Genomic DNA, 16081 nt, shown 5'->3' on the forward strand with positions numbered 1-16081 from the left:
TCTGGGGCTTGATGTTAGGCGGCGAGCTTGCGGTGAAGCAAGCGGCGATGTTCGATGGTCTTTCGCTTGATGGTTTCGCGGCGCCTGATGATGGCGGGAGCCCTGCCGAAGTAGGCGTCTGCCGGGGTCACGTTGCTCAGGCTCTCGTGGTAGCGCTGGTGATTGTAGTGCTCCACGAACGCCTCGATCTGGGCCTCGAGGTCGCCGGGCAGGAAGTAATTCTCCAGCAGGATGCGGTTCTTCAAGGTCTGGTGCCAGCGCTCAATCTTGCCCTGAGTTTGCGGATGCAACGGGGCTCCGCGAACGTGGCTCATCTGCTGGGCCTCGATGTACTCGGCGAGTTCGCCCGCGATGTAGCCGGGGCCGTTGTCCGATAACAGCCGGGGCTTGTGCAGCACCGTGGCACTATCGCAACCCGAGGCCTTGAGAGCGAGGTCGAGCGTGTCGGTGACGTCCTCGGCGCGCATGTTGGTGCACAGCTTCCAGGCGATGATGTAGCGCGAATAGTCGTCGAGCACGGTCGAAAGGTACATCCAGCCCCACCCGATGATCTTGAAGTAGGTGAAGTCTGTCTGCCACATCTCGTTCGGCCGGGTGGTCTTCGTGTGGAACTGGTCGGCGGCCTTGATCACGGTATAGGCCGGACTGGTGATCAGGTCGTGCGCCTTCAACAGGCGGTAAACCGTGGCCTCCGACACGAAGTAGCGCTTCTCGTCGGTGAAGCGCACGGCCAGTTCGCGGGGGGAGAGTTCGGTCGCATCAAGCGCCATCTCGACGATCTGCTCGCGGACATCCTCGGAAATGCGGTTCCACACCCGGCCTGGCGCACAGGGGCGATCCTCCAGCGATTCGGGGCCGCCTTCGAGGAAGCGATCATACCAGCGGTAGAACGTCCGGCGGGGAATGCCGAGCTTATCCAGCGTGTGCTTGGCGGGCAGGTGCGACTGCTCGACGATCCTGATGATCTCCAGCTTTTCTGCGGCAGGGTACCTCATTCGTCGTCGCCCCCATCCGCGATCATGCTTTATGGGATGGCCCGCCCCTTTTCCCCGGCATCGGATATGATGCTGGTGCTTGAAGAGGAAAGGAGCGGACCGATGTCTATTGTGATCCTTGGCGTTGATTTGGGCAAGAATGCCTGCAGTGTGGTGGGCGTGGATGCGTCGGGAGCTGTCGTCGTACGCAGGTCGATGCGCCGCCAGACGCTGGTCGACTACGTTGCCAAGCTTCCTGTGTGCGTGGTCGCGATGGAGGCATGTTGCGGTGCCCATTATCTGGGGCGCCTGTTCGCCGCGCACGGACATGAGATCCGGCTGATGTCGCCGGAGTACGTACGGCCGTATGTCAAAGCACAGAAGAACGATGACCGCGACGCCGAGGGGATCGCCGAGGCCGCCTCGCGTCCAACGATGCGCTTCGTCGAACTCAAGACCCAGGAGCAGTTGGACATCCAGACGCTCCACCGGGTTCGCTCGCGCCTGGTGGCTGAGCGCAGGAGCCTGACCAACCAGTTGCGGGCGATCCTGCTGGAGCGCGGGACCATTTTCCCGGTTGGGCGGCGCAAGCTGGAACTCGGCATCGATGCCCTGCTGGCCGATGAGGATACGACCTTGTCACCGCGTCTGCGCCAGTTGGTGGCCGAACTGCGTGCCGAATGGCGCGAACTCGATACCAGGGTGGAAACGCTGAACGGCGAGTTTGTCGAGCTGGCGCGCAATGACGCGGCTGCCCGGCGGCTCACATCCATCCCCGGCGTCGGGGTGCTGAACGCAACTGCCCTGATTGCAGCCGTGGGCGATGCCAGCAGCTTTGCCAAAGCCCGAGACCTGGGTGCCTGGCTCGGTCTGGTGCCCCGTCAGCATACTACCGGCGGCAAGCCGCGGCTGCTCGGCATCTCCAAGCGAGGCAACACCTACTTGCGCACCTTGCTCATCCACGGTGCCCGAGCAGCATTGCCGTCGCTGGCGCGAAGCGAGACCCCGTTGGGGCGCTGGTTGACAGGAATGATCGAGCGAGGAGTCCACCGCAATGCTATCGTCGTCGCGCTGGCCAACAAGCTGGCGCGGATCGCATGGGCGGCCTTGCGCAAGGACGCGACGTTCGAACGCGGCTACCCAGTCGCGGCATAACCGGATCGGCCGCACGCATCTTCGTGCATAGGCCAACGATGTTTGCAGGAAGGATCGTGAAGATGGCCTGACAGTCGATCGGCGTCTGGAAAGCCCGGCCAAAAAAATGGCACTCGTTGCCGGCGTCTTTATTGTGGCTCCAGACGTGCGGATGTCCATCTTGGCCATGGGGTCACCCATGAGACCGCATACGTTGACGCAGACTGATCAGAACACTTCAAAATCCCCCTTGCAGACGGGGCGGGCCATACGTTTTTTGAGCAGACGGTTCTCGAGGGTCAGGTCGGCCACGCATTCCTTCAAAGCGCGGGCTTCGCGGCGCAGGTCCTGCACCTCGCCGCTGGTCGCGGCACGAGCCGTGTCACCCGCCAGGCGTCGCTTGCCCGCTTCCATGAACTCCTTCGACCAGGTGTAATACAGGCTCTGTGCAATGCCTTCCTTGCGGCATAGTTCGGCAATGCTGTCTTCGCCGCGCAGCCCATCGAGCACGATGCGTATCTTGTCTTCGGCCGAGAAGTGCCGCCGGGTCTGCCGCCGGATGTCCTTCACCACCCGCTCAGCAGGGGCCTTGGCAGGCGATTTTTTCAAGGAGTGTTGGGACTTCATGGGGTCACTACACGAAAGTGAGTTTTACGTACGCTAGGCGCGAACGGATGGCGAACGGCAAAAAGTGGTGATTCCTGCCCCCGGATTATATCACGCAGCGAGCAGTGACGGCGATGTGCGAAGCGGCCTTAGCTGATCCGGTGCCGGCCGGTCTTCCCGTTCCCAGCTATAGTCGCCGGTGAGCGCGATATGCTCCCATCCCAGCGGCGCGATATGGCGGGCAACTTCGTCCGGCGTTCCCATGGCGGTCAGTGCCTGTTCGAGATAGCGGGTGTTCCACAGGATGATCGCGGCGACCAATAGGTTAAGGCCGGACGCGCGGTAGGACTGGTTCTCAAACCGGCGGTCGCGCAGCTCGCCGAGCTGGTTGAAGAACAGCGCGCGGGCGAGCGCATTGCGCGCCTCGCCCTTGTTCAGCCCAGCTTGGGTGCGCCGACGCAGATCGATATCCTGCAACCAGTCGAGCATGAAGATCGAGCGTTCGAGCCGGCCAATCTCGCGCAGCGCCAGTGCCAGGCCATTCTGGCGCGGATAGGCGGACAGCTTGCGCAGCATCGCCGAGGCGGTGACGGTCCCGGTCCGGATCGAGGTGGCGAGCCGCAGCAATTCGTCCCAATGCGCTGCTGCATGGCCGTGCGCGATCGGATCGCCGACCATGCCGGTAAGCAACGGTCCCGCCTCCTGACCGGGTAGCAGATGCAGGCGGCGCTCCTTGATATCGCGCAGCCGGGGCGCGAAGCGGTAGCCAAAGAACGGCATCAATCCGAACACATGGTCGGACGCGCCACCCGTATCGGTATAATGCTCTTCGATCGACAACCCGGTATGGTGATACAGCAAGCCGTCGAGGACATAGGGGGCCTCGCCTGCGGTCGCGGCGATCACGCGCGAGCCGAACGGGTCATACTGGTCCGAGACATGGGTGTAGAAAGATACGCCAGGTTCGTTGCCGTTGCGCGCGTTGATGTCGCTGATCGCGGCACCCCGCCCGCCTGCGTGGAATTGCTGACCGTCGCTCGACGAGCTGATGCCGCGGCCCCATAATCCGGCAAGCGGCACTGCGCGATGCGCGTCGATCAATCGTCCCAGCGCCTCGCCATAGGCGGCCTCGCTGATATACCAGTCATGCAGATGGGCGAGCTGGCGCAGGCTGGCGCCACGGCAACTGTCCGCCATGCGGGTCAGGCCGAGATTGATGCCATCGGCGAGGATCACGGTCAGCAGCGCATTGCGGTCGTCGGCCGCTCGGCCCGAACGCCGGTGGGTGAAACAGTCACCGAACCCGGTCCACGCATCGACATCGAGCAGGATATCCGTGATCTTAACGCGAGGGAGCCGGTCATAGGCCGTACGACGCGCGGCCTCGGCTGCGGGCGGCGTGATCGCCTTCAGCGGCGAGATCATTAGGCCGTTTTCGTCGAGACGGACTTGAGGCAGTTCGCCCTGCCGGGCGAGCATCGTCACCCGCTCGATCGCGCTATCCAATCGCTCGCGACGATCCTCGATATGACGATCGAACCCGGTTTCAATCGCGAGCGGAAGCGGCCCCTTCTCACGCAGCGCCGCGAAGGTGGTGGGTGGAATGAGATAGCTGTCGAAATCCCGAAACTGTCGGCTCCCTGCCACCCAGATATCGCCGGCTCGCAACCGGTCGCGAAGCTGGGACAGTGCGCAGAGTTCATAGGCCGCGCGATCGACGACACCGTCACGGATTACGAACGGACGCCAGCCCGTTGGTACGAAGCGCAGCGGCACCTTGTCGGGCAGGCGTCGTTTTCCAGTAAGGTAAAGATCGGCGATGATCGCGAGCGCATCGAGAATTCCCTGCACCGGTCCCGCGCCGCGAAACGCAAACGCACTCAAGAATTGCCCGGCGAACAGCTTCACCGTGCGATGCCGCTCGATCAGTTCGGCCGTGCGGTCGATCGTCTCGGGACGGACGAGGACTTCCGCCTGGGCGACAGCGGAGCCGAACCGCTCCCAGTCGAACGGGCCAATACTCGCAAGGGACACGATACCCTTGGCGTGCGCATCGATCAGCACGCGGCAGCTGTTGGTCAGGGCGCGAAGATGGCCCTGCATCTCGCGCACCGTCCTGACCGCCTTGTCGCGCGTCCGGTTCTCCGCGCGGCGGGTCATGCTGCCGAGCAGCTTGTCGAACATGGTGAGCGTGGCGTCGGTGAGGCTTTCCTCGAGGCGGATGGTTGCGGCCGCCAATGTCGCATGACGGCGCAGTGGGCTGAGTTCGCCGAGGTGCTGCGGCGTGATCCGCACCGCCTGGTCGGCAAGCCTGTCGAATGTCGCCGATGGGATCATGGCGGCGCGCGCAGGATCGAGGCCGACCGTCCGGACATGATCGAGCCGTTCCAGCAGCCGCAAAATGTTGCGCGGTGCCGGTGATTGCGGCGCATTGCGCAGCCAAGCCAGCCAAGTCGTTCCTTGATCCGACCGCCGGGCCAGCAAGGTATCGAGTATCGTGAGCTTGTCAGGCTTAATGCCGCTGGTCAGGAGTTCATGGGTGAGTTGTTCGGCCTGCTGACGCGCGCGCCTGACGATCGCCTCGATGACCGCTGGCGGTGGCAGCAGTACCCGTCGCCGGCGCAGTTCATCGATCACAGTGCTGGCGAGCTGGAGAGGTTGGGCGACGGTCTGCGCAACCGGCATCGCGAACGCCACGATCGCGCGAAAGTGACTCCGGCCGAATGCGGCATAGCCGAACCGCTGCATGACATCGGCGAGATGCGCGCGGCGGGTTTCGTCGCGACGAGCATAATCGTCGAACGCTGTCGCCGGCACGTCGATCTGATCGGCGACGAAGGCGAGGATGGCACCCGGGGGTTCTCGCGCCGGCCATAGGTGACGCCGACCTTCCAGTCGGAGCGCTTGTCGGCGCGCGCGAGGCGCACGTCCGCTTCGGCGACTGCGATCCGCGCGTCCTGCGCGCGCACGGCGGGAAGCGCATCGATCCCGGCCCGCAGCCGGATCGGATCGACATCGAGTATCGGCGGGTCGCCCGTCGCCTGCGGGTCGGGGTCGCCGGTATAGCGCGCGAGCCGGGCCCGCGCCTGCGCCACCACCGCAGCCATCTCGGCGCGGCGATCGGCGATGGCGGCGCGGAGCTGGTCGGGCTCGAGCGCCTGGCTCGGGCGCGCGCTGCCCGACGCCAGGCGTGCGGTCACGGTCTTCTGCAGGTCGTCGAGACTGGCATCGAGCAGGTCGAGCTGCCGGAGCCGGCGTTCGCCATAATAGAGATCGATCCATGCGAGCGCGGTCTCGAGCCGCACGTTGCGGCCTTCGACCAGCTCGCCCGCCTCGGCGACACCGATATCGGCCGCGGCGCGCGCGGCGCGTGCATGGCGCTTGGCGAGATTGGGGAAGGCCTGGCTGAACCCGATCGTCGCCATGGTGAAATCGTCGCGCGTGAAGCTGCCGGCATTGGGGCCGCTCACCGGGAAGTTCTGCAGGCCCAGGTCGAGCGTCGGATCGGGCAGGCGATCGGCCGCGACCGCCGAGGAGCGGGCGCCAGCTGTCGCCGCCGCGCGCGCCTTGAGGCTTGGCGCATTGGCGGCAGCGAGCCTCAGTGCCTGCTCGTAGGTGAGCGGGCCGGCCGACACCGGCACGGCCCAGGCGCTCGCAAGCGTCGCACCGAGTGGGAGCAACAGGCGTCGCACAGCGCGCCTCGGCATCATGATCATGGATATCATCCCCTCATGACAGAGGCGGCGCGCCACCATGTGACGCGCCGCTCCGGAGTGGGTTAGCCCTTGTCCGACCTGACTGCGCCGCGCATGCAGTCGGCGGCGCTTGCCTGCATCATCGCGCAATCGCAGCTGGCCATGTCCCGGCTCTGGGGCACCCATATGCGGACACGCGCAGGGCCGGTCGCCCGCGGACCATATTGCGGCGCCGAGCGCCATTCCCAATGGCCCTGAGGCGTGCGGCTCGCGTCGGCTGCAAGCGCAGGCGCGGCGAGACCGAGGGCCGCCACAAGGGCGGCCGGAAGCATTTTGATCATCACGAAAACCTTTGACTGAAAAGAAGGAAACCGGGCGCGCACGCATCGATCGATGCGCGCAGCCCGTGCTCGTTCAATCAGGCAAGGCTGGTGGGAGGATCCGGCTCGGGCGCAACCGCCTTGCCGGTCAATATCGTGTCGGTCGTCCAGAAGCTGGGCGCGTCGTAGAGACGCGCAGGCGCAACGCCGCCTGCCAGGTCCGCTGCGACCAGCGGGATCACGCACCCCATCGCGGCGATGCAATCGAGCGTCAGGCCCTTGCAGGGCTTTTCGCTGGGCGCAGGCTGCTGCTTGGCCATCATCGCCATGCAGTCCGCATCCATGCCCTTGGCCAGCGGCGCGCCTGCCGCCTGCGGCACGCTGTGCGCGGCCGCCATCTGGGCTCCGAAGAGACCGGACAGCGCTCCGATGACGAGCAGGAGGGCGAGCAGGCGTTTCACGGGCCTCGATATCTAGCGGGTTTCGCGGGCGCAGCCAACCAAAGTCTCGCGCCGCGCGGATTTTGAAGTGCTGACGGCTGATTCCGTCAACTCCGCGTCAATAAAGATCCGGCCCGGGGAAGAAGATCGGCTGCGGCCTCTACGTATATCGAGGCTGGACCCGGGACCGTAGTCCCAAGCCTGAAGAGACGCTCTTCCCCTCGGCAAAGTCCGGGCGGTGGCTTACCATCCAAGGAGGTGAATATGGTCAGAAAAACTCTCATGGTCGCGCTTGCCGGCATTTCGATGCTTGCTGCCGTCCCCGCTATGGCCCAGGGCATCGGGCACAGCCTGTTCATGCGCGGCTCGATCGTCGACACGGGCAGCAACGGCACGGTCGTCTGCATCGGCAAGGCCGATGGCGCCGAGGTCGGCCAGAAACTCGAGGTCTATCGCGTCGTGACCCATCCGGGTCCGTCCAAGGGCGTGGCGCCGACCTATCACCGCCAGCTCGTCGGCCATGTGACGATCGACCATATCTTTGACGATCACTTCGCGCACGTGTCCGTCGCCGACGGCACGCCTGCCAGGCACGACATCGTCGAGCTTCGCAAGAACTGACAAGCCGGTGGCCCGGCGGCACGGGCTGCCCTGCGACGCGTCGGGGCAGCGGGCCGCCGGCGACGAGGAGACCGTTCGGAGTCAAAGCGAAACCGCTTGACCCTGGACCATGGTCCAACCGGCATGATCGAGCGGATGACATGGGCAATTTCAAGATCGGCGAACTGGCCGCGGCCGCAGGCGTGGGGCGGGATACGATCCGCTATTATGAGCGGATGGGCCTGCTGCGCGAGCCCGCGCGCACGGCAGCGGGCTACAGGCTCTACGACGCGACCGACCTCGAGCGCGTCAATTTCATCCGCTCGGCGCAGGAGCTTGGTTTCACACTCGAACAGGCCCGGCAGCTGCTGGCGCTCAGGGCGTCGGACACCGCGCATGCCCAGGCCGTGCTCGATATCACGCTTGCCAAGATCGCGGACGCCGAAGCCCGGCTCGAGCGCCTGTCGGATATCCGCGACATGCTGCGGATGCTCGCCGACGAATGCCCGGGCGAAGTGCCGGTCTCCGATTGCCCGATCCTCGCCTTCCTGACGGCGCGGCGGAAAGACCAGCAGCATAACAAGAAACATCAGGCAGCGCAGGACGAACGATCATCACTAGCGAAAGGGGTTTTGTCATGACGAAAATGCGTTTGATCGCCGTCCTCACGCCGGCGCTGCTTCTAGGCGCCTGTGTAACCACGCGGCCGACCTCGGCGCAGGTCGAGAGTTGCCGGGCGATGGAGGGCAATATGGGTCTCCAGACGCCGCATGATCATGGCGAGATGAAGGGGCAGGGGCGCAACCCGATGAACCTCTCGCACGACCGGTGCCTTCAGATCCTGCGCAGCGCGCAATGAGCCGGTCCGGGCGCCATCCCCGGCGCCCGGGACCACAGTTTTCAAGCCAAGGAGCAAGCTATGATCGACCATGCGAAAAAAGCCCTTCCGCTTGTCGGCGGAAGCCTGTTGCTGGCGCTCGCGCTTTCGGGCTGCGACCGCCAGGCCGACCAGACGGTGCCGCCCGCGGCGAACAGCGTCGCCGCCACCCCGGTCCTGACCGACAGCGGCAACGCTGCAGACGCGGCGTCGATGGACGCGATGAGCAACCAGGCCGAGATGGAGCGGCATCACCGTCAGGCGATGGACCATGACGCGATGCGCGCCGGGGCCGGCAACCAGACCGCGCCGGCACCCGATCCCGCGCCGGGCAATTCGGCGATGCCGATGAAGGATATGTAAGCGCGCTGAAAAAGGGGATGAGGATGTCCAGGCGGATCAGCCTTCGACGCTTGAGCCTCGGCTGCGCAATCGCTCTCAGCCTGTCCGCGGGCGCGGGCGCGGGCGCGCAGGAGGGCGAGGATCATGCCGCGCATCATGGCGCAGGCATGCCGGCCGGCGGGGGCATGTCCGCACCGGCATCGTCGGGGTCGTCGGACATGGCGAAGATGATGAACCCCATGATGGATCGCATGATCAATGGGGAAGGGGAGAATGAGCACGGCCACGAATCGCGCCGGACCGGCTTCATCTCGCAACTGCTCGCCTTTCCCGCGCTCGACGAAGCGGCAAGGCAGCGGGTCGCTGCGCAGGCTGGCGAACGGGTAAGCACGGGCCTAGCGATGATCAACGCCGCCTCGGCCGACGGCGCGCGTGCAACCACGGTCTCGGCCCGGCTCGATGCGGCGCGCCGCCTGCGCGAGGGAACCGACCTGTTCCGGTCCGGCACCGCCGCGCAGGGCGCGATCGGCGGCTTGCAGCCGCCCCGGGAGGTCGGGCTTGCCTGGCTGCGCGATCAGCTCGACATCGACCAGGCCGCGCCCGGCCATGCCGACCACTGGTTCGGCATCTCGCCCTCACACCTCCTTCTCATGCTCTTCCTGGGGCTGGTGAGCGCCACGCTGATCGCGCTGCAGATCTTCCGCCTCCGGCGGATCGGGGCGATCGCCGGCGGTGTCGCCACCGCCAAGACCTCGGAAAAGCCGGAGCCGAAGGCTGTCCCGCCCGCTGCGAAGTTCGCGCCCGCACCTGCCCCCGTTGCCGGCAGCGCCGGGCTCGCCTCGAGCAATGCGGCCGCGCCCGCGGGAGCTTCGCTGCGCAAGCCCAAAAGCTGGGCGGGGCAGCTGCGCGTGGTCCAGATCGTGCGAGAGACGCCGAGCGTGCTGACCTTCCGGCTCGCGGACCCGGCCGCCGACCGGCTGCCGTTCGACTTCCTGCCGGGCCAGTTCCTGCAGGTCGAGGTAGAGCCCGAAGCGGGCAAGACCGCGCGCCGTTCCTACACGATCGCCTCTTCGCCGACCCAGCGGGCCTATGTCGAACTGACGGTCAAGCGCGAGGAGCAGGGCGTGGTCTCGCGATACCTGCACGACAAGGTCGTCGCCGACGATCTGCTGAAGGTCAGCGGACCGTTCGGCGCCTTCACCTTCACGGGAACGGATGCGCAGAGCATCGTGCTGATCGCGGGCGGGGTCGGCATCACCCCGATGATGTCGGTGCTGCGCTATCTCACCGACACCGCGTGGAAGGGCGATATCTTCTTCTTCTACGGCGCTCGGTCGACCGAGGAATTCGTGTTCCGCGACGAGCTCGAGCGGCTCGAACGCCGTTTTCCCAACCTCCATGTCGTCGCCGCGATGCAGCGCGCGCCCGGCACCGTCTGGATGGGCCCCGAAGGGCCGATCACCCGCGAGATGATCCTGGCCGCGGTGCCGGAGATCGCGAGCCGGCGGATCCATATGTGCGGCCCGCCGGCGATGATGGGCGCGATGCGCGGCGTGCTGGCGGAACTTGGCGTCCCCGAAGCGCAGCTGCACACCGAGGCGTTCGGTCCGGCCTCGCTGCCGGCCGACCACGAGGATCTCGAGGTCAAACCCGCGCCCGCGCCAGCGGATAAGCCGGCCCCGAGCGCCGAGGTGGCGCCGAGCACGGTGACCTTCTCCGTGTCGGGGGTGTCGGCGGCCTTGCCCGCGGACGAGACCGTGCTCGAGGCGGCCGAGGGCGCGGGCGTCGAGATCTCCTATGCCTGCCGTGCGGGCACATGCGGCGCCTGCGTGGTCAAGCTGCTGCAGGGCGAGGTAACGATGGAGGTCGAGTCCGGCCTCGCGCCCGCCGACAAGGCGCAGGGCTATGTGCTCGCGTGCCAGGCGAAGGGCACGGGCACGCCGCTCGTGGTCGAAGCCTGATGCGCGAACGCAGCGACATCGCCGTCGGCCTGCTGGTCGCATTCCTGCTGCTGTTCCCGTTCGGCTACCTCGTGCATGTGTCACCGCGCTTTCCGGGCAGCCTCGCTGGCGGGATCATCGGGATCGCAGCGCTCGTGCTGATACTGCTGACGCTTCCCTATGTCGCGGCCAAGCATATCGCCTGGGTCGACAAGGCGCTCTCCCGGCTCGTCAGCAAGCCGACCCTGCTCGCCATCCACATCTATGCCGGCGTGCTGGCGCCGATCCTGGGTCTGGTCCACGCCGCGCACAAGCTCGAAAGCCCGGTCGGACTGCTTCTGACCGTCCTCCTGCTGATGACGGTCATCACCGGCTTCATCGGCCGCTACCTGCTTGCCCAGCTTGGTCGGGCGCTGCGCGGACGCAGGTCGGAACTGGCCTCGCTTCGCGCCGCCTTCCTTGAGGAGCCGGCGGCGCCGGCGCAGGCCGATACCGCAGCCGCGCCGCTGTCGGGCTGGAGGCGCTATCTGTTCGTCGCCGGGGATGCGCCCGCGGGCCAGCACCCCCAGAACAGGGCGGGGATCGCCGCGGCGCTGGCCGATACCGAATTCGCGATCCGCGCCGAAGAGGCGACCAACACCCTGTTCGCGCGATGGCGGTTCCTGCACATCCTGCTGGGCTGTCTCATCTTCGCGCTGCTCGCGCTCCACGTCGGCGCGGCGATCTATTACGGGCTGCGCTGGCTATGAGCTGGCAGCGTCTTTCCTATGCCGTCTTCATCGCAGCCCTGCTGGTGATGGTCGCCGCGGTCGCGATCCGGATGCGATCGGACGCGCCGAGGGATGCCGGCCTGGTGGCGCAGCTCGTAGCGCCCGGCCCGCTCTCGAGCGCCCACCAGTCCTTCGCCGGCCAATGCACGGCCTGCCACACGCCGGGCAAGGGCGTCGAAACCCGGACCTGTCTCACCTGCCATGCGGGCACGGATTTCGGGACGAAGCAGTCGACGCAGTTCCACGCGAAAGCGACGCAGTGCACCTCCTGCCACGTCGAACATGAGGGAGAGCGCGGCATCATCCGCATGGATCACGCCGCCTTGCTCGACATGGCAAAGTGGCGGCAGCCTTTGGCGGGCATGTCGACAAACACTCGAAGCCTGACCCCCGAGACCGCGCTCAATTGCGCGAGCTGCCATGCGTTCCGCGATCCGCACCAGGGCCTGTTCGGCACCGACTGCGCGAGCTGTCACAAGACCGACAGCTGGAAGATCGCCAATTACCGCCATCCATCGGTCAATTCGACGCAGTGCGCCGAGTGCCACAAGGCGCCGCCCAGTCACTTCATGGAGCATTTCAGCATGGTCTCGCAGCGCGCAGCCGGGTCGAAGGCGCGCGTCGACCAATGCTATGCCTGTCACGCTACCGACAGCTTCAACAATATCCGCAAGCGAGGCTGGTATGATCACCATTGAGGCCGACTGGCTGAGCGCCTTCTTCCGGCTCGCGGTGATCGGCCTGGAACTGGCGGGCACGCTGACCATCCTGGTCGGCGCGGGGCTCGCAACCTTTCTGTTTGCGCGGCGGGCGAGGGCGGGCGACCGAACCGAGGCCTATAGCGCGTTCCGATCGGCGCTCGGCCGCAGCATCCTGCTCGGCCTGGAATTTCTGGTCGCCGGCGACATCGTCAAGTCGCTGGTGATCAACCCGACGCTCGACGATCTCATCGTGCTGGCCGGGCTTGTGCTGGTGCGGACCTTCCTGAGCATCTCGCTCGGGGTCGAGATCAACGGCCACTGGCCCTGGGAGGAAACCCGGATGGCGCGGGAGAAGGCGCGTGCGGCGTCGGATGGGTCGCCGGCTACGGCTGAGGCCGCCGGATGCGGCACAGCGCTCAAGCGATAGCAGATGGAAGGCGCATCATGATCGAGAGACGCGAATTGCTGATGGCGGGCGCCGGCCTTGCCGCCGCCGGAACGCTGGCTGCGCCGGCGGCGGCGCAGCAGCATCGAATGGAAGGGATGGCGATGTCGATGACGGACTGCATCGACGATTGCGTGGCTTCGCACCGCATGTGCCTGGAGACCGCCGCCTGGCTGACGAAGCAAGGCGGCGCGTCAGCCACGGCGTCGCTGATCGCCATGCTGAACGACTGTGCGGAACTGTGCCAGGCGACCGCCAACTCGATGCTGCGCGAATCCTCCCTCCATACCATCCTGTGTCGCGCCTGCGCTGACGGCTGCGAACGATGTGCGCGGGAATGCCTGAGCCACGTCGTGGGCGAGCGGATCAAGCGTTGCTCGGCTACCTGCAAGGATTGCGCCGCCAGCTGTCGGATGATGGCGGACATGGCCAGCTGAGTGTCCTAGAACGCGCCCAGGCGTAGTGGGGTCAAGCAGCTCCGGCACGATTGAAGCGATCCGCCGGCTCCACAATGTGGGACCGCTGCGAAGCTGGGTCGTACGGGCGCGAAAGCGGGACTGGTTAGGTATCGGCGGTAGCGCATCTAGACCAGCCAGGCAGCGATCGCGCCAACCACCGACTTGGTTTCGGCAACGTCGCGGACTCGAACGGTATCCAGCCCGAGGTGCTTGGCCGGATAATCATTTCCGCCCGGGAAGATCGCGTCACCGAAGAAGATCATCTCGTCGAGCGCGACGCCGGTCTGCTCGGAAAGGCGCTTAAGGCCATAGGCCTTGTCTATCCCTTCGCGCGTGATGTCGATCGATGTCGCCCCGCCGATATTGATGGCAAAGCCTGGCAGCAACGGCTGGAGCAGGGCCTGCAATTTCTTGCGCTTGGCGTGATCCGGATCCCACGTGTCCTTGGCCTCGAGCGGCGCCTCCTGACCGAGCGCGGAGAATGTGATCTGGCTGCCGCGTTCCTCGATCTGCTCGCCCCAGATGTTCTCGTTTGGATAGCCCGCCTGCTCGACCGCCTTGGTCAGTGCTTCGCGGATGCGCTGGCTTTCGTCGCCGGTGAACAGATCGGCATAGATACGCGTCCATTGGCCGTCGGCGTGACGATAGAGCTTGGTGCCCGTGGTCGGCTGGATGATGAAATTGTCGAGCCGCGCCCGGGCAGGCATTCGTGACACCACCTGTTTCTCGAATTGCGGCCAGTCGCCTCCGGAGATGATCGCTACCATCGTCACGTCGAGCAGGCGGGTAAGCAGATCCGCCATTTCATCGTCGAGCGGCTGCTTGCTGAGCGCGAGCGTTCCGTCGAGGTCGAAAGCGGCCAGTCGCTTCATGATGATCCTCCCACAAGCGGCAGCAGAAATGCGTCGATGGCATCGGCGATGCCATCTTTGTCGTTGCTGGTTGAAATGTAGTGCGCTGCGCTACGGATCTCCTCAGGCGCCTTGCCCATGGCGTTCGTTAGTGCAAAAGGGGGAGCGACTTGAGGAAAAAGTTGGGTGAAACCCGTAATGCTGATTCCGAGGGAAGCCGCCCCCTCATTCCGAAATGATGCCGCCCCCCTGTTCCGAGAATTACTCGCCCCCTGATTCCGAGATGATGTCGCCCCCTTGGCGGGGATGACGATGAAGGTCCGCTGCTGGGATTAGGTTTGCTTCCTTTGGGTTGTCCGAGGGAGGGAGCCGATGTCGGCGGAGCGATTGAGTATGCGACGGGTTCGCGAGATTTTACGGTACCGGTTTGAGCAGGGGCTGGGTCACAAGGCGATTTCGTATCGGGTGGGCGCCGCGCCCTCGACGGTGCGCGAGACGCTGAGGCGGGCAGCGGTCGCGGGTCTGGCTTGGCCGCTGGGCGCGGATGTCAGCGATGCCGTTCTGGAGGCGGCGCTTTACCGCGCGGCTGGCACCAAGACCGGCCATCGCCGCTGCCCCGAACCGGACTGGGCAGCGATCCATCGCGAGTTGAAGCGCAAGCATGTGACGCTGCAGATCGTGTGGGACGAATATATCGCGCAGCATCCGGAAGGTTATCGCTACAGCCGGTTCTGCGATCTCTATCGTGGCTGGGCGGCGAAGCTGCCGGTCACGATGCGGCAGACCCACGCCGCCGGCGAGAAGCTGTTCGTCGACTATGCGGGCGACAAGGTGGCTGTCGTGGTCGACCGGCTGACCGGCGAAATCCGCGACGCGCACATCTTCGTGGCGGTGTTGGGTGCATCGAGCCTGTCCTATGCCGAGGCGAGCTGGACCGAGACGCTGCCCGACTGGATCGCGGCGCACGTGCGGGCGCTGGAAGCCTTCGGCGGCGCGCCTGCCCTGTTCGTGCCGGACAATGCCAAGGTCGCGGTGATCAAGGCCTGCCTTTACGATCCACAGGTCAACCGCAGCTATGCCGAGATGGCGGCACATTACGACAGCGCGGTGCTGCCGACCCGTCCGCGCCGCCCACGCGACAAGGCCAAGGTGGAGGCCTGCGTGCTGATCGTCGAGCGCTGGCTGTTCGGGCGCCTTCGGCATCGGATCTTCTATAGCCTGGCCGAACTCAACGCCGCGATCGGCGACCTGCTCGCCGACCTCAATGACCGCCGTATCATGCGCCGCGTGGGCCAGACCCGGCGCCAGCTGTTCGAGGCCATCGACAGGCCTGCGCTGAAAGCTCTGCCGCTGGAACCCTATGTCTTCGCCGAATGGCGGCGGCGGCGCGCTGGTCTCGATTATCATGTCGAGATCGAGCGCCATTATTACTCGGTCCCGTATCGCTTCGCGCGCGAGCCGGTCGAGGCGCGGATCACCGCGCGTACGATCGAACTGTTCCACAAGGGTGAACGGATCGCCGCCCATATGCGCGGCTCCGGCAATGGCCGGCACACGACGATATCCGAGCATATGCCGTCATCGCACCGGCGCTTCGCCGACTGGACGATCGAACGCATCGCCACCGAGGCTGCCGCGATCGGCCCCTGTGCCGCCCTGCTGTGCGAGAAAATCCTGACCGATCGCCCGCATCCCGAGCAGGGCTTCCGGGCCTGCCTGGGCATCGTGCGCCTGGTGAAGGGCTTCGGCCGCGAACGGGTCGAAGCGGCGTGCAGCCGGGCGCTCGATATCGGCGCACGCACCTATGGATCGGTCCGATCGATCCTCGACAACCGGCTCGATCAGGCGCCCGCGCCCCGGCAGGCGCGCGACGATCGGACGATCGCCCACCCGAATATCCGGGGTTCCCGCTACTATCACTGAAGGAG

Annotated in this window: 16 protein-coding genes and 3 pseudogenes; 11 read left to right on the forward strand and 8 right to left on the reverse strand. The window is 65.8% G+C overall.

Features of this window, described 5'->3' with window-relative positions; genetic code table 11:
* Nucleotides 1-14: 14 nt before the first annotated feature.
* Nucleotides 15-1025, reverse strand: a pseudogene (locus U0025_RS08465) (IS3 family transposase); the annotation flags it as partial.
* A 72-nt stretch (nt 1026-1097) separates the two neighbouring features.
* On the opposite strand from U0025_RS08465, the gene U0025_RS08470 reads away from it, so the two are divergent.
* Nucleotides 1098-2129 carry an IS110 family RNA-guided transposase gene (locus U0025_RS08470; protein ID WP_004207353.1) on the forward strand — a complete coding sequence of 344 codons (1032 nt, stop codon included), beginning with the start codon at nt 1098-1100 and terminating at the stop codon, nt 2127-2129.
* A 240-nt stretch (nt 2130-2369) separates the two neighbouring features.
* Here the strand turns inward: U0025_RS08470 and U0025_RS08475 are convergent.
* From U0025_RS08475 to U0025_RS08495, 5 genes and pseudogenes are all read right to left on the reverse strand, one after another.
* A pseudogene (locus tag U0025_RS08475) lies at nt 2370-2735 on the reverse strand (transposase); the annotation flags it as partial.
* 90 nt (nt 2736-2825) lie between these two features.
* Nucleotides 2826-5609, reverse strand: coding sequence for a Tn3 family transposase (locus tag U0025_RS08480; RefSeq protein ID WP_257011064.1), 2784 nt, complete (start codon nt 5607-5609; stop codon nt 2826-2828).
* 173 nt (nt 5610-5782) lie between these two features.
* Nucleotides 5783-6595 (reverse strand): annotated as a pseudogene (locus U0025_RS08485) (TolC family protein); the annotation flags it as partial.
* Nucleotides 6493-6750, reverse strand: coding sequence for a hypothetical protein (locus U0025_RS08490; protein ID WP_004212651.1), 258 nt, complete (start codon nt 6748-6750; stop codon nt 6493-6495). The pseudogene U0025_RS08485 and the gene U0025_RS08490, both read right to left, overlap by 103 nt.
* A 77-nt stretch (nt 6751-6827) precedes the next feature.
* On the reverse strand, nt 6828-7190 hold the full coding sequence (locus tag U0025_RS08495) for a hypothetical protein (protein WP_007406428.1): 363 nt from the start codon (nt 7188-7190) through the stop codon (nt 6828-6830).
* Between the two features lie 261 nt (nt 7191-7451).
* Between U0025_RS08495 and U0025_RS08500 the strand changes: the two genes are divergently transcribed.
* The 9 genes from U0025_RS08500 to U0025_RS08540 all read left to right on the forward strand — a co-directional run bounded on the left by U0025_RS08500 (nt 7452) and on the right by U0025_RS08540 (nt 13281).
* Nucleotides 7452-7790, forward strand: coding sequence for a hypothetical protein (locus U0025_RS08500; protein WP_007406371.1), 339 nt, complete (start codon nt 7452-7454; stop codon nt 7788-7790).
* A gap of 140 nt (nt 7791-7930) precedes the next feature.
* Nucleotides 7931-8410, forward strand: a complete 480-nt coding sequence (locus tag U0025_RS08505) for a heavy metal-responsive transcriptional regulator (RefSeq protein ID WP_004212654.1) — start codon at nt 7931-7933, stop codon at nt 8408-8410.
* The gene (locus tag U0025_RS08510) at nt 8407-8628 is read left to right on the forward strand and encodes a hypothetical protein (RefSeq protein ID WP_039335409.1); all 222 of its coding nucleotides are present in this window, start codon (nt 8407-8409) and stop codon (nt 8626-8628) included. Before U0025_RS08505 ends, U0025_RS08510 begins: the two co-directional genes overlap by 4 nt.
* 60 nt (nt 8629-8688) lie before the next feature.
* Entirely contained in the window at nt 8689-9009 is a 321-nt protein-coding gene (locus U0025_RS08515; RefSeq protein ID WP_009824017.1) for a hypothetical protein, read from the forward strand.
* Between the two features lie 23 nt (nt 9010-9032).
* Nucleotides 9033-10949: a 2Fe-2S iron-sulfur cluster-binding protein gene (locus tag U0025_RS08520; RefSeq protein WP_004212660.1), complete on the forward strand. Its 1917-nt coding sequence runs from the start codon at nt 9033-9035 to the stop codon at nt 10947-10949.
* On the forward strand, nt 10949-11677 hold the full coding sequence (locus U0025_RS08525; protein ID WP_323156761.1) for a hypothetical protein: 729 nt from the start codon (nt 10949-10951) through the stop codon (nt 11675-11677). The genes U0025_RS08520 and U0025_RS08525 overlap by 1 nt, the downstream gene beginning before the upstream one ends.
* Nucleotides 11674-12396 carry a hypothetical protein gene (locus U0025_RS08530; RefSeq protein ID WP_004212662.1) on the forward strand — a complete coding sequence of 241 codons (723 nt, stop codon included), beginning with the start codon at nt 11674-11676 and terminating at the stop codon, nt 12394-12396. Before U0025_RS08525 ends, U0025_RS08530 begins: the two co-directional genes overlap by 4 nt.
* Nucleotides 12383-12826: a DUF1622 domain-containing protein gene (locus tag U0025_RS08535; RefSeq protein WP_004212663.1), complete on the forward strand. Its 444-nt coding sequence runs from the start codon at nt 12383-12385 to the stop codon at nt 12824-12826. Before U0025_RS08530 ends, U0025_RS08535 begins: the two co-directional genes overlap by 14 nt.
* Before the next feature lie 14 nt (nt 12827-12840).
* Nucleotides 12841-13281, forward strand: coding sequence for a four-helix bundle copper-binding protein (locus U0025_RS08540; RefSeq protein WP_323156772.1), 441 nt, complete (start codon nt 12841-12843; stop codon nt 13279-13281).
* A gap of 146 nt (nt 13282-13427) precedes the next feature.
* Here the strand turns inward: U0025_RS08540 and U0025_RS08545 are convergent, their stop codons facing one another.
* Nucleotides 13428-14174, reverse strand: a complete 747-nt coding sequence (locus tag U0025_RS08545) for an HAD-IIB family hydrolase (protein WP_323156762.1) — start codon at nt 14172-14174, stop codon at nt 13428-13430.
* Complete coding sequence (locus U0025_RS26100; protein ID WP_009824012.1) at nt 14171-14293, reverse strand: HAD hydrolase family protein; 123 nt, start codon at nt 14291-14293, stop codon at nt 14171-14173. The genes U0025_RS08545 and U0025_RS26100 overlap by 4 nt, the downstream gene beginning before the upstream one ends.
* A 253-nt stretch (nt 14294-14546) precedes the next feature.
* On the opposite strand from U0025_RS26100, the gene istA reads away from it, so the two are divergent.
* On the forward strand, nt 14547-16076 hold the full coding sequence (istA, locus tag U0025_RS08550; RefSeq protein WP_323156763.1) for an IS21 family transposase: 1530 nt from the start codon (nt 14547-14549) through the stop codon (nt 16074-16076).
* Nucleotides 16077-16081: the final 5 nt, after the last annotated feature.

Origin of the sequence: Sphingobium yanoikuyae (assembly GCF_034424525.1) — a bacterium.
In the GTDB taxonomy this organism is placed as follows: domain Bacteria; phylum Pseudomonadota; class Alphaproteobacteria; order Sphingomonadales; family Sphingomonadaceae; genus Sphingobium; species Sphingobium yanoikuyae.